A 12,446-nucleotide genomic window follows, 5' to 3' on the forward strand; every position below is an offset into this window, starting at 1 on the left:
TGATATGGTACCATGTGCGAATAAAAAAATGGTATTGAAAGATTGTCTAAGGCCTACTCCCACATGGAAAAACAATCCCGGCTGCTCAACCTCAGCCTGCTAAAAACCCACCCGGCGTTTCGCGCCGTTTTTATCGCCCGCTTTATCTCTATTCTGTCGCTGGGGCTGCTCGGCGTTGCGGTGCCGGTGCAAATCCAGGCGATAACCCACTCCACCTGGCAGGTGGGGCTAGCGGTGACGCTGACCGGCTGCGCGATGTTTGTCGGGCTGATGCTCGGCGGCGTGCTGGCGGACCGCTACGAACGTAAAAAACTGATTCTGCTGGCGCGCGGCACCTGCGGTATCGGCTTTCTCGGCCTGTGGCTGAATGCCATGCTGCCGGCACCGTCGCTGGCGGCGATCTACCTGCTGGGGATCTGGGACGGGCTGTTCGCATCTATCGGCGTAACCGCGCTACTGGCGGCAACGCCGGCGCTGGTGGGCCGGGAAAACCTGATGCAGGCGGGGGGGATTACCATGCTTACCGTGCGGCTGGGATCGGTGATCTCGCCTATGGCCGGCGGCCTGCTGCTGGCGAGCGGCGGCTTTTCTTGGAACTACCTGCTGGCGGCCATCGGTACCTTTATCACCACCTTAACTCTGCTGCGCCTGCCGCTGCTTCCGCCGCCGCCGCAGGTGCGCGAGCACCCGCTGACCTCGCTGCTCACCGGGCTGCGCTTTTTGTTTAACAGCCCGCTGATTGGCGGCATCGCGCTGATGGGCGCGCTGCTGACGATGGCGAGCGCGGTGCGCGTCCTCTATCCGGCGCTGGCCGCGGGCTGGCAGATGTCGGCGGCGCAGATTGGCCTGCTGTATGCGGCGATCCCGCTGGGGGCCGCCTTCGGCGCGCTCACCAGCGGCAGGCTGGCGCAGCATCCGCGGCCGGGTGCGCTGCTGCTGGGCACCAGCGTGGGCGCGTTTGCTGCTATTGGCCTGTTTAGTCTGATGCCGCTGTGGCCGCTGGCTGCCCTGTGCCTGGCCCTCTTCGGCTGGCTCAGCGCCCTCAGCTCCCTGCTGCAGTACACCCTGATTCAGACTCAGACCCCGGAAGGGATGCTGGGACGCATTAACGGACTGTGGACGGCGCAGAACGTCACCGGCGACGCCATTGGCGCGGCGCTGCTCGGCGGTTTCGGAGCGGTGCTGGCACCGGCGGCGGCGGCGAGCGTCAGCGGCTGGATACTTGCCGCCATCGGCGGGCTGCTGGTGCTGGCGCTCGGGGAGCTGCGGCGCTTTCGTCAGGCGCCGCCGTCTCCCTCCCCAGAGGCAGGCCCGGAGAAGGTGTTAACCAAATAGCGCCTGCAGGCGATTAAGTACCTGCATGGCGCTGTAGTAGTCGAGGCGGAAAGTGCCTGCGCCGAGGGCGTAAACCCGCTTCTCTTGCACCGCCGGCAGGTGCGCCAGCAGGGGATTGGCGTATACCGCGTCGGCGTCCTGCTGCTCGCCGGCGAACAGGAACAGCGATTTGCCGTTCAGCCCGGCGGCCAGGTTCTCGCCGCCGAGCTGGATAATATCGTGGCGCTTGCCCTGGCTGGTGCTGGCGTGCAGCCCTTCAGGCAGCGCGGCCAGGGTAAAGCCGAGCTGCTCCAGCAGCTGGCCCTGGGCAGAGGTCGGGGTCCACAGGTTGGCGCTGCGGGCGGCGGCGGTATACACCAGTGCGCTGATCGGCTGCGGCGGCAGGGTCATGCCCTGCTTGACGGCGGCGAGGCGCTGGTTAAATTCGGCGATGCGGGCGGCGGCCTGCTGCTCCTGGCCGGTCACGGTGCCGAGCAGAGTGAGCAGATCCTGCCAGCTCTTATCGTCGTAATTGATAACCAGCGTCGGGGCGATAGTCGAGAGCTGGCTGTAGAGCGCCAGCGCCGAGTCGCCGCCGGTGGCGCTGATGAGGATCAGGTCCGGCATCTGCGCGGCGACGGCTTCGGCGCTGGGTTCGCCAATATAGAGCCGGGCGACTTTGCGCTGCTTAGCAATGTCGCCCCACTGGCGCAGGAAGCCCTGGCCGTCCGCCACCCGGTTGTTCGGCGCGGTAGCGCCGCTGGCGACCACCGGTGCATCAATCGCCAGCAGGGAGCCGGTCAGGGTGACGCTGGTGGAGACAATCCGCAGCGGTTTGTGCGCCAGCGTGTGGCTGCCGTGAACGTCGGTAACTTCCCGGGGCCAGTTGGCAGAAAATGCGGCCTGTAATCCGAAAAGCAGCAGGCCGAGCATCAGCAGCAGAGAACGTAAAAAGGCGGGGATTTTCACGAAGTAAGATTCCTGTGGTGTCATTGGCTAATGAGACTCATTTTCACTATCGCCGCTGACAGATGCAAGCAGTGGATGGTATGGAAGTTGACATCATCCTGAATTACTTTTAGCTTACCGCCCAAAACGTGAATGATAATTATTCTTAGTATCTTTATCTTTTTGGAGAATAATATGGAAACGTCGTGGGAGGAAGAGGTGCAGGAGGCAGAAATGTATCAGTCGCCGGAGAGTTTCTTTTTTATGTCGCCGTGGCGCAGCTTCACCACCTCAGGGTGCTTCCGCCGCCTGACCCAGCCGGTTGCCGGAGCCGACGCACCGGACGGTGAGTTCCAGCAGGCGCTGGCCCGGGCCTTTGCCGACGCCCGCGCGGCGGGAATTGCGAAACCGCTGCTGGTGGGCGCCATCCCGTTTGATGCGACCCAGCCTTCGGCGCTGTTTATACCCCAGGCGAGCCGGGATTTCTCCCGCACCGACAAGCAGCGCGCGGCGCCCTACGCCGCCGATATTCCGCCGATGCGCGTCGAGGCCCGCCGGGAAATTCCGGGTCAGGAAACCTTTATGTCGATGGTCGAGCGCGGTGCCGCGCTGACCGATACCCCGGCGGTGGACAAAATTGTCCTCTCGCGTCTTATCGAGCTGACCACCGACGTTAACGTTGACACCGGCGCGGTGCTGGAGCGTCTTATCGCCCAGAATCCCGCCAGCTATAACTTCCACGTCCCGCTGCCGGACGGCGGCGTACTGCTGGGTGCCAGCCCGGAGCTGCTGCTGCGCAAAGAGGGTCGCCACTTTAATTCTCTGCCGCTGGCGGGCTCGGCCCGCCGCCAGCCCGACGACGTGCTGGACCGCGAGGCGGGCAATCGCCTGCTGTCCTCGGAAAAAGATCGGCACGAGCACGAGCTGGTGGTGCAGGCGATGAAGAAAGTGCTCGCCCCGCGTAGCGAGGCGCTGTCGATGCCGCCTTCGCCGCAGCTGGTGACCACGCCGACCCTCTGGCATCTGGCAACCCCCATTGAAGGCGAGGCCCGGGCGCAGGAGAACGCGCTGTCTCTGGCCTGCCTGCTGCATCCGACGCCGGCGCTGAGCGGCTTCCCTCACGAGGCAGCCACCAAAATTATCGCCGGACTGGAGCCGTTTGAACGCGAACTGTTTGGCGGCATCGTCGGCTGGTGCGACGCCGAAGGCAACGGCGAGTGGGTGGTCACTATCCGCTGCGCGCGGGTGCACGAGAATCGCATCCGTCTGTTTGCCGGTGCTGGCATCGTGCCGGCCTCCTCGCCGATCGGCGAGTGGCGCGAAACCGGCGTGAAGTTGACCACCATGCTGAACGTATTTGGTTTGAATTAAGGATTAATCATGAGTGTTGCATTTACGCCCTGGCCGGCAGATTTCGCTGCCCGCTACCGCGAAAAAGGATACTGGCAGGATCTGCCGCTGACCGATCTGCTGACCCGCCACGCCGACAGCGACGCGCTGGCGCTGATTGACGGCGAGCGCCGTTTTAGCTACCGGGCGTTCAACGCCGCGGTGGATAACCTGGCGTCCTCGCTTCAGCAGCTCGGCCTGGGGCAGGGCGACACGGCACTGGTGCACCTGGGTAACGTGGCAGAGTTTTACATCACCTTTTTTGCCCTGCTGCGCGCGGGCGTGGTGCCGGTAAACGCGCTGTTCAGCCACCAGCGCAGCGAGCTGAACGCCTACGCCGCACAGATCCAGCCGGCGGTGCTGATCGCCGATCGCGCCCACGCCCTGTTTGCCGACGATACTTTCCTTAACGCCTTTGCTGGGGCCCAGCCTTCGCTGCGCGCGACGCTGTTGCTTAACGATAGCGGCGAGCGCTCGCTGGAGGCGGCTATCGCCCGCCCGGCGGACAACCCGGTCTTCACGCCAACCCCGGCGGGGGAAGTGGCGTTTTTCCAGCTCTCCGGCGGCAGCACCGGCACGCCGAAGCTTATCCCGCGCACCCACAATGACTATCTCTACAGCATCCGCCGCAGCAACGAGGTGTGTGCTTTCGATAGCCGCACCCGCTATCTCTGCGCGCTGCCTGCTGCCCACAACTACGCCATGAGCTCGCCGGGTGCTTTCGGTACCTTTATGGCCGAAGGCTGCGTGGTGCTGGCCGCCGATCCGAGCGCCACGCTGTGCTTTCCACTGATTGAGCAGCACCAGATAACCGTGGCGGCGCTGGTGCCGCCCGCCGTCAGCCTGTGGCTGCAGGAGATCCAGGCCAGCGGCAGCGCCGCGCAGCTGCGGTCCCTGACGCTGCTGCAGGTGGGCGGCGCGCGCCTGTCGGCGACCCTCGCCGCGCGCATTCCGGCGGAGATTGGCTGCCAGCTACAGCAGGTATTTGGCATGGCGGAAGGGCTGGTGAACTACACCCGCCTCGACGATTCGGCAGAGAAAATCATCAACACCCAGGGTTACCCCATGTGCCCGGACGATGAAGTGTGGGTGGCGGATGAAGACGGCAACCCGCTGCCGCGCGGCGAAGTTGGACGCCTGATGACCCGCGGGCCGTATACCTTCCGCGGCTATTTCAACAGCCCGACGCACAACGCCAGTGCCTTCGATGAAAACGGCTTTTACGGCTCCGGCGATCTGATTGCCATTGACGAAGAGGGCTACATCACCGTTCAGGGGCGCGAAAAAGACCAGATTAACCGCGGCGGCGAGAAGATCGCCGCCGAAGAGATTGAAAACCTGCTCCTGCGCCACGAATCGGTGATCCACGCCGCGCTGGTGAGCATGGAAGACAACCTGCTGGGCGAGAAGAGCTGCGCCTGGCTGGTGGTGAAAGCGCCGCTGAAGGCCGTGGCGGTGCGTCGCTTCCTGCGCGAGCAGGGCGTTGCGGAGTTTAAGCTGCCGGATCGCGTGGAGTGCGTGGATGCGCTGCCGCTGACGCCGGTAGGTAAAGTTGATAAGAAACAATTACGTTTGTGGCTGGCCCAGCGCGCGCAGTCCTGAAGGAGATAAACATGACTATTCCAAAACTGCAGGCTTACGCCCTGCCTACCGCCGCCGAGCTGCCTGCCAATAAAGTCGCGTGGGCGTTTGAGCCGGCGCGCGCGGCGCTGCTGATCCACGATATGCAGGAGTATTTTCTCAACTTCTGGGGCGAAGAGAGCCTGATGATGCAGGCGGTGGTGGCCAATATCAAAGCCCTGCGCGATTTCGCTAAGCGCAACAATATTCCGGTGTACTACACCGCCCAGCCGAAGACCCAGAGCGACGAGGACCGCGCGCTGCTTAACGACATGTGGGGGCCGGGCCTGACCCGATCTCCCGAGCAGCAGCGGATCGTGGCCGATCTGGCCCCGGACGAGAGCGATACTGTGCTGGTGAAGTGGCGCTACAGCGCCTTTCACCGCTCGCCGCTGGAGCAGGCCCTGAAAGAGAGCGGGCGCGACCAGCTGGTCATCACCGGGGTGTACGCCCACATCGGCTGCATGACCACCGCCACCGACGCCTTCATGCGCGACATTAAGCCGTTCTTCGTGGCCGACGCGCTGGCGGACTTCAGCCGCGACGAGCACCTGATGGCGCTGAAATACGTTGCCGGACGCTCGGGTAAAGTGGTGATGACCGACGAGCTGCTGGCGCTACCCGCCTCGAAAGCGGCGCTGCGGGCGGCGATTTTGCCGCTGCTCGACGAGTCGGACGAGCCGCTGGACGATGAGAACCTGATTGATTACGGCCTCGACTCGGTGCGGATGATGTCGCTGGCGGCGCGCTGGCGCAAAGTGCACGGCGATATTGATTTCGTGATGCTGGCGAAAAACCCGACCATTGATGCCTGGTGGGCGCTGCTCTCCCGCGAGGTGAAGTGATGGCCGGTTTCGATTTTCAGGGCCGCCGCGTCTGGGTAACCGGTGCGGGGAAAGGCATTGGCTACGCCACCGCGCTGGCGTTTGTTGAGGCCGGGGCCGAGGTGGTGGGTTTCGATCTGCGTTTTGACGGTCAGGATTATCCGTTTGTCACTGAAGTGCTCGACGTGGCCGACGCCGGGCAGGTGGCGGCGACCTGTCAGCGCCTGCTGACGCAAACGCCGCGGCTGGACGTGCTGGTTAACGCCGCCGGCATCCTGCGCATGGGCGCCACCGATGCCCTCAGCGTCGAGGAGTGGCAGCAGACCTTTGCGGTGAACGTCGGCGGCGCGTTCAACCTGTTTCAGCAGACGATGGCGCAGTTTCGCCAGCAGCGCGGCGGGGCGATTGTTACCGTCGCTTCGGATGCAGCCCACACGCCGCGCATCGGCATGAGCGCCTACGGCGCGTCGAAAGCGGCGCTGAAAAGCCTGGCGCTCACCGTCGGGCTGGAGCTGGCGGCAAGCGGCGTGCGCTGTAATCTGGTTTCGCCGGGCTCCACCGATACCGACATGCAGCGCACGCTGTGGGTTAGCGAAGACGCCGAGCAGCAGCGCATCCGCGGCTTCGGCGAGCAGTTTAAGCTCGGCATCCCGCTGGGGAAAATTGCCCGCCCGCAGGAGATTGCCAGCACCGTGCTGTTTCTTGCTTCCGATAACGCCAGCCACATCACGCTGCAGGACATCGTGGTGGACGGCGGCTCAACCCTGGGGGCCTGATGATCTGGCGACGCCACTTAACCCTTGAAGAACTCAACGCCACCAGCCCCGACACGATGGTCGAGCATCTGGGGATTGTTTACACCCGGCTGGGGGATGAACTGCTGGAGGCGGAAATGCCGGTGGACCGCCGCACCCACCAGCCGTTTGGCCTGCTGCACGGCGGCGCATCGGCAGCGCTGGCGGAAACCCTCGGTTCAATGGCCGGCTGGCTGATGACCGGCGACGGCCAGGCGGTGGTGGGCACCGAGCTTAACGCCACCCATCACCGGGCGGTGTCGAAAGGCAAAGTGCGCGGCGTGTGCCAGCCGCTGCACCTCGGACGTCAGACCCAGAGCTGGGAGATTGTGGTGTTCGACGAGCAGGGGCGGCGCTGCTGCACCTGCCGCCTGAGCACCATGGTGCTGGGCTAGCGCCCGGTCAGGCCCGGCAAACCGCCGCCGGGCCGTTCTCCTTCCCGTTTTCGCCCTCCGCCTTCGCTTCCCGCAGCCTTAAGTTCCTTTCCCCACATAAACCACTGCGCCGCAGTGAAAAACCAGTGTCCGACACACGATCGTTTGCCCACCGGCGAAAGCGGCTGCTGTTTAAGCAGGAAAGTGATCGGCTTAACAAAGTCATGAAATTACATCTGTTTTAGTGTGCTTTTACAGGTTGCAGTATTGTTAAATTGTGGGCCAATGTTATAGATACAAATTGTAACAACCCCCCTCTCACCCTGGCGGAACACAACTATGAACAACCCCGGAAAGTCTCTGATATGGGCGGCGCTGGCGATAGTCGGGGCGTTTGCTCTCGGCTATATCGCGCTTAACCGCGGCGAGCAAATTAACGCCCTGTGGATCGTGGTAGCGGCGGTGTGCGTGTACCTGATTGCCTACCGCTTTTACGGTCTGTACATCGCCAAAAACGTGCTGCAGGTGGATGCCACCCGCATGACGCCCGCAGTGCGCCACAATGACGGCCTCGACTACGTGCCCACCGATAAAAAAGTGCTGTTCGGGCATCATTTTGCCGCAATTGCCGGGGCCGGGCCGCTGGTGGGGCCGGTGCTGGCCGCGCAAATGGGCTACCTGCCGGGCATGATCTGGCTGCTGGCGGGGGTGGTGCTGGCGGGGGCGGTGCAGGATTTTATGGTGCTGTTTGTGTCTACCCGCCGGGACGGCCGATCCCTTGGCGAGCTGGTGAAAGAGGAGATGGGCACCACCGTGGGCGTGATTGCGCTGGTGGCGACCTTCATGATCATGGTGATTATCCTCGCGGTGCTGGCGATGATCGTGGTGAAGGCCCTGACCCACAGCCCGTGGGGCACGTACACCGTGGCCTTTACTATTCCGCTGGCGCTTTTCATGGGGATCTATATCCGCTACCTGCGCCCGGGCCGCATTGGCGAAGTCTCGGTGATTGGCCTGGTGCTGCTGGTGTTCGCGATTATTTCCGGCGGCTGGGTGGCCCAGAGCCCGGTGTGGGCGCCGTGGTTTGACTTCACCGGCGTGCAGCTCACCTGGATGCTGGTGGGCTACGGCTTCGTGGCTTCTGTGCTGCCGGTGTGGCTGCTGCTGGCCCCGCGCGACTACCTCTCCACCTTCCTGAAAATCGGCACCATTGTTGGCCTGGCGGTGGGGATTCTGATTATGCGCCCGACCCTGACCATGCCCGCGCTGACCAAATTCGTCGACGGCACCGGCCCGGTGTGGACCGGGGATCTGTTCCCGTTCCTGTTTATCACCATCGCCTGCGGCGCGGTTTCCGGCTTCCACGCGCTGATTGCTTCCGGCACCACGCCGAAGATGCTGGCCAATGAGAATCAGGCCTGCTTTATCGGCTACGGCGGGATGCTGATGGAGTCGTTCGTGGCGATCATGGCGCTGGTGGCAGCCTGCATTATCGATCCGGGCGTTTACTTCGCCATGAACAGCCCGATGGCGGTACTGGCTCCGGCGGGCACTGCCGATGTAGTGGCCTCCGCGGCGCAGGTGGTCAGCAGCTGGGGCTTTACCATTACGCCGGATACCCTGCACCAGATTGCCAGCGAGGTGGGCGAGCAGTCGATTATCTCCCGCGCCGGCGGGGCGCCGACGCTGGCGGTAGGTATGGCCTACATTCTGCACGGCTCGCTGGGCGGCCTGATGGACGTCTCTTTCTGGTATCACTTCGCCATTTTGTTTGAAGCGCTGTTTATCCTTACCGCCGTGGATGCCGGCACCCGTGCGGCGCGCTTTATGCTGCAGGACCTGCTGGGCGTTATCAGCCCGGGCCTGAAAAGAACCGACTCGCTGCCGGCTAACCTGCTGGCGACGGCGCTGTGCGTGCTGGCCTGGGGCTACTTCCTGCACCAGGGGGTGGTGGACCCGCTGGGCGGGATCAACACCCTGTGGCCGCTGTTCGGTATCGCCAACCAGATGCTGGCCGGCATGGCGCTGATGCTCTGCGCCGTGGTACTGTTCAAGATGAAACGCCAGCGCTACGCCTGGGTGGCCCTGCTGCCTACCGCGTGGCTGCTGATCTGTACGCTGGCCGCGGGCTGGCAGAAAGCGTTTAGCAGCGATGCCAAAGTCGGCTTCCTGGCGGTGGCTAACAAGTTCCAGGCCATGATCGACAGCGGCAACATTCCGCCGCAGTACACCCAGTCGCAGCTGGCCCAGCTGGTGTTTAACAACCGCCTCGATGCCGGACTGACCATCTTCTTTATGGTGGTGGTCGTGGTGCTGGCGCTGTTCTCCATCAAGTGCGCGCTGGCGGCGCTGAAAGTATCGACGCCGACGGTGAAAGAGACGCCCTACGCGCCGCTGCCGGAGAACGCGGAGCAGATTATTGCCCGGGCGAAGGGCGCACATTAACGCAGTTTTAGCAGGCCTCTCCGGGATGGAGGGGCTGTATATCGGGAGATATTATGTTTGATACTCTGTCCAAAGCCGGTAAGTACCTCGGGCAGGCGGCAAAAATGATGATTGGCGTGCCGGACTACGACAACTACGTCGAGCACATGCGGGTCAACCATCCTGACCAGACGCCGATGACTTACGAGGAGTTCTTCCGCGAACGCCAGGACGCGCGCTACGGCGGCAAGGGCGGGGCGAAGTGCTGCTGAGGTTTTTACCTTATAAATCCGCGCCGCCGCCAGGCGGCGCGGGGCATTTACGGCGCGACAGCCGCACGTCTTAACTCCACTTATCCATACTGCCGCACCCGGGCAATCAGCGCCTCCACGCTATCAATGCGCGGCGCCAGTACGACCAACGCCCGGCCCAGCGCGATGGCGTGGCGCAGGCAGGCGTGGCGCATCTCCTCATCGGCGATGGTATCAATATCCGCAACGTGGGACAGACCGACGCTGCGGCGGATAAGCTCGGTGCCGCAGAAGCCGACCGCATCCCGCCAGACGCTTGCCAGAAACAGCGCTGCATAGCCCGGCACCGCCAGCGCGGCGTCGCGGGTCTTCTCGTGCGCCAGGCTCAGGAACTGTGTCTGAAAGGTGTGCCACAGGGTCTGGATATCAACCAGCCGCTGCTCCCGGGCGGCGGCCGCTTCGCGCAGGCCGAGCTGGCCGGGCGCGCCGCAGTAGTTAAGCAGCAGGTTGCCGATGGCGGTGCCGATATCGAACCCGACCGGGCCGTAATAGCCGAACTCGGCGTCGATAGCTTTCAGGCTGCCCTCCGCCACGAAAATCGATCCGCTGTGAATGTCGCCGTGCAGCAGCGCCTCGGCGCCAGAGAGAAAGCGGTGCTTGAGCCCCGCGACCGCCTGGTGTAGCGGCAGGTCATCGCGCAGGGCGGCAGCGTCGGCCTCCAGCTGCGGGGGATAGCTGTTGCGCTCTTGCTCCTGGTAAGGATCGGTAAAAAACAGATCTTCGGTGATTTCGCACATTTCGGGGTTGGTGAACGCCGCCACCTGGCGCTTTTTCTCGTGCGGATGCAGGAAGAAATCGCTGGTGTGAAACAGCGCGTCGGCCAGATAGCGGCCGAGTTGAGCAGCGGCCCGGGGATAGTGCCTGCCCGCGATAAGCTCCCCGCGCCAGATACGGTGATCGGAAAGATCGTCCATCACCATCGCCGCCAGCGCCGGCTCGAAGTGGCGAATTTTCACCGTGTGCGCCGGGCTGTGGCGGTGGTGTTCAATAAGCGTCTGCGCTTCCAGCCGGGCGCGATCCAGCGTCAGCGGCCAGGATTCGCCGACGCAGCGCACGTACGGCAGGGCCTGCTTGACCACCAGCCGGCTGACGCCACTCTCGTCGAAAATTTTAAACACCAGATTCAGATTACCGTCGCCGACTTCCCGCGCAGCGACCAGCCCGGAAGGATCTGCCAGACCGCCAAACTGCCGGGCAAAAGCGACGGCATCGTCGGCGGTGAAAGTGTAGTAGTGCGACATGACTCAATCCTCTGTGCGTTAAAATAAAGCCGTTCAGACGTCTATACATCCGGAGGCCATCCTGACACAATGCAACACATTAACGCAACATGGATTTAACGAGATGCAGACATTACAGACCACCAGCCTGCGGGTGCGCGATAACCAGCTTTTTATTCTCGACCAGCAGGCGCTTCCACAGCAGGCGCGCTGGCTTGAGGCCAACAGCGTTGCCTCGCTGGTGGAGCATATTCTGACTCTGCGGGTGCGCGGCGCGCCGCTGATAGGCCTGTCCGCCAGCCTGCTGCTCGGGCTGCTGGCTGAGCGCGGGCTGGATCGCGCTGCGCTGCGCGAGGCGCTGGAAACCCTGCGCGCCTCACGCCCCACCGCCGTGAACCTGATGAACAATCTGGAGCGGATGAAGCAGGCGCTGGCTCAGGAAAACTACGTAGCGGCCCTGGTGGCCGAAGCGGAGCGGCTGGTGGCGGAAGACCGGCTGCTGTGCGAGCGGATTGCTGCCGCCGGCAGCGCGCTGGTAGCCCCCGGCAGCCGGCTGTTGACCCACTGCAACACCGGCGGCCTGGCCACCGCCGGGGTCGGCACCGCGCTGGGAGTGATTAATCTGGCGCACCGGCAGGGCAAAGTAGCGAACGTCTGGGTGGATGAAACCCGCCCGCTGCTGCAGGGCGGGCGGCTCACCGCCTGGGAGCTGAGGGAGCTCGGCGTGCCCTATCAGCTGATTACCGATTCAATGGCCGCCAGCCTGATGGCGCAGGGTCAGGTGGATGCAGTGTGGGTTGGGGCAGACCGCATTGCCGCCAGCGGCGATGTCGCCAACAAGATCGGCACCTATTCGCTGGCGGTGCTGGCGAAGTTTCACAACATCCCCTTCTACGTGGCGGCGCCGCAGACCACGCTCGATCCGGACTGCCCGAATGGGGCGGCCATTCCCATCGAACAGCGCGCGCCGGCGGAGGTCACCGGCGCGGCGGGCAGCTTCGGCAGCGTGCAGTGGGCACCCGCTGACGCGCGGGTCTACAATCCGGCCTTTGACGTTACGCCGGCAGAGCTGATTAGCGGCTGGGTGCTGGACTGCGGGTTAGTCACGCCGGCGCAGGCCAGGGACGGTTTTTTTGCCGCCCGCCGCTAGCTTTCTGCCCGCGCGCGGAGCCTGCGCGCGATAGCTCGCCCCGCGCGGTCCCGATAGCGCTCGGGCCAGATAATCTCC

11 protein-coding genes are annotated in these 12,446 nt (G+C 63.8%); 9 read left to right on the plus strand and 2 right to left on the minus strand.

Going from position 1 to position 12,446, the window contains the following annotated elements:
- Nucleotides 1-63 precede the first annotated feature (63 nt).
- Nucleotides 64-1,335, plus strand: coding sequence for an enterobactin transporter EntS (entS, locus tag QZ766_RS01350; protein ID WP_297196430.1), 1,272 nt, complete (start codon nucleotides 64-66; stop codon nucleotides 1,333-1,335).
- On the opposite strand, the gene fepB is transcribed toward entS, so the two are convergent.
- Nucleotides 1,324-2,247 carry a Fe2+-enterobactin ABC transporter substrate-binding protein gene (gene fepB / locus QZ766_RS01355; protein WP_297196456.1) on the minus strand — a complete coding sequence of 308 codons (924 nt, stop codon included), beginning with the start codon at nucleotides 2,245-2,247 and terminating at the stop codon, nucleotides 1,324-1,326. The genes entS and fepB overlap by 12 nt on opposite strands.
- A 210-nt stretch (nucleotides 2,248-2,457) precedes the next feature.
- Here fepB and entC point away from each other — a divergent pair, with 210 nt between their 5' ends.
- From entC to QZ766_RS01390, 7 genes are all read left to right on the plus strand, one after another.
- The gene (gene entC / locus QZ766_RS01360; RefSeq protein ID WP_297196432.1) at nucleotides 2,458-3,633 is read left to right on the plus strand and encodes an isochorismate synthase EntC; all 1,176 of its coding nucleotides are present in this window, start codon (nucleotides 2,458-2,460) and stop codon (nucleotides 3,631-3,633) included.
- Between the two features lie 9 nt (nucleotides 3,634-3,642).
- Nucleotides 3,643-5,253: a (2,3-dihydroxybenzoyl)adenylate synthase gene (locus QZ766_RS01365; RefSeq protein WP_297196435.1), complete on the plus strand. Its 1,611-nt coding sequence runs from the start codon at nucleotides 3,643-3,645 to the stop codon at nucleotides 5,251-5,253.
- Nucleotides 5,254-5,264: 11 nt separating this feature from the next.
- Nucleotides 5,265-6,116 carry an isochorismatase gene (locus QZ766_RS01370; RefSeq protein WP_297196437.1) on the plus strand — a complete coding sequence of 284 codons (852 nt, stop codon included), beginning with the start codon at nucleotides 5,265-5,267 and terminating at the stop codon, nucleotides 6,114-6,116.
- The gene (entA, locus tag QZ766_RS01375) at nucleotides 6,116-6,871 is read left to right on the plus strand and encodes a 2,3-dihydro-2,3-dihydroxybenzoate dehydrogenase EntA (RefSeq protein ID WP_297196439.1); all 756 of its coding nucleotides are present in this window, start codon (nucleotides 6,116-6,118) and stop codon (nucleotides 6,869-6,871) included. The genes QZ766_RS01370 and entA overlap by 1 nt, the downstream gene beginning before the upstream one ends.
- Nucleotides 6,871-7,284, plus strand: a complete 414-nt coding sequence (gene entH, locus QZ766_RS01380; protein ID WP_297196441.1) for a proofreading thioesterase EntH — start codon at nucleotides 6,871-6,873, stop codon at nucleotides 7,282-7,284. Before entA ends, entH begins: the two co-directional genes overlap by 1 nt.
- A gap of 318 nt (nucleotides 7,285-7,602) precedes the next feature.
- A complete protein-coding gene (gene cstA / locus QZ766_RS01385) occupies nucleotides 7,603-9,708 on the plus strand; it encodes a pyruvate/proton symporter CstA (protein ID WP_297196443.1) in 2,106 nt (701 codons plus the stop codon).
- 53 nt (nucleotides 9,709-9,761) lie between these two features.
- Complete coding sequence (locus tag QZ766_RS01390) at nucleotides 9,762-9,959, plus strand: YbdD/YjiX family protein (RefSeq protein ID WP_063866501.1); 198 nt, start codon at nucleotides 9,762-9,764, stop codon at nucleotides 9,957-9,959.
- Between the two features lie 80 nt (nucleotides 9,960-10,039).
- Here QZ766_RS01390 and mtnK read toward each other — a convergent pair whose 3' ends face one another.
- Nucleotides 10,040-11,239 (minus strand): S-methyl-5-thioribose kinase, encoded by a 1,200-nt coding sequence (mtnK, locus tag QZ766_RS01395; protein WP_297196446.1) that lies wholly within the window; start codon nucleotides 11,237-11,239, stop codon nucleotides 10,040-10,042.
- 103 nt (nucleotides 11,240-11,342) lie between these two features.
- Here mtnK and mtnA point away from each other — a divergent pair, with 103 nt between their 5' ends.
- Nucleotides 11,343-12,368: an S-methyl-5-thioribose-1-phosphate isomerase gene (gene mtnA / locus QZ766_RS01400; RefSeq protein ID WP_297196448.1), complete on the plus strand. Its 1,026-nt coding sequence runs from the start codon at nucleotides 11,343-11,345 to the stop codon at nucleotides 12,366-12,368.
- Nucleotides 12,369-12,446: the final 78 nt, after the last annotated feature.

Origin of the sequence: uncultured Pluralibacter sp. (assembly GCF_913775985.1) — a bacterium.
GTDB lineage: Bacteria > Pseudomonadota > Gammaproteobacteria > Enterobacterales > Enterobacteriaceae > Pluralibacter.

Excerpts from the sequence above, each read along its gene's own strand:
- entH (WP_297196441.1), top strand. The coding sequence starts at position 6,871 with ATGATCTGGCGACGCCACTTAACCCTTGAAGAACTCAACGCCACCAGC.
- mtnA (WP_297196448.1), top strand. The coding sequence starts at position 11,343 with ATGCAGACATTACAGACCACCAGCCTGCGGGTGCGCGATAACCAGCTT.
- entA (WP_297196439.1), top strand. The coding sequence starts at position 6,116 with ATGGCCGGTTTCGATTTTCAGGGCCGCCGCGTCTGGGTAACCGGTGCG.
- mtnK (WP_297196446.1), bottom strand. The coding sequence starts at position 11,239 with ATGTCGCACTACTACACTTTCACCGCCGACGATGCCGTCGCTTTTGCC.
- cstA (WP_297196443.1), top strand. The coding sequence starts at position 7,603 with ATGAACAACCCCGGAAAGTCTCTGATATGGGCGGCGCTGGCGATAGTC.
- entC (WP_297196432.1), top strand. The coding sequence starts at position 2,458 with ATGGAAACGTCGTGGGAGGAAGAGGTGCAGGAGGCAGAAATGTATCAG.
- QZ766_RS01365 (WP_297196435.1), top strand. The coding sequence starts at position 3,643 with ATGAGTGTTGCATTTACGCCCTGGCCGGCAGATTTCGCTGCCCGCTAC.
- QZ766_RS01390 (WP_063866501.1), top strand. The coding sequence starts at position 9,762 with ATGTTTGATACTCTGTCCAAAGCCGGTAAGTACCTCGGGCAGGCGGCA.
- QZ766_RS01370 (WP_297196437.1), top strand. The coding sequence starts at position 5,265 with ATGACTATTCCAAAACTGCAGGCTTACGCCCTGCCTACCGCCGCCGAG.
- fepB (WP_297196456.1), bottom strand. The coding sequence starts at position 2,247 with ATGCTCGGCCTGCTGCTTTTCGGATTACAGGCCGCATTTTCTGCCAAC.
- entS (WP_297196430.1), top strand. The coding sequence starts at position 64 with ATGGAAAAACAATCCCGGCTGCTCAACCTCAGCCTGCTAAAAACCCAC.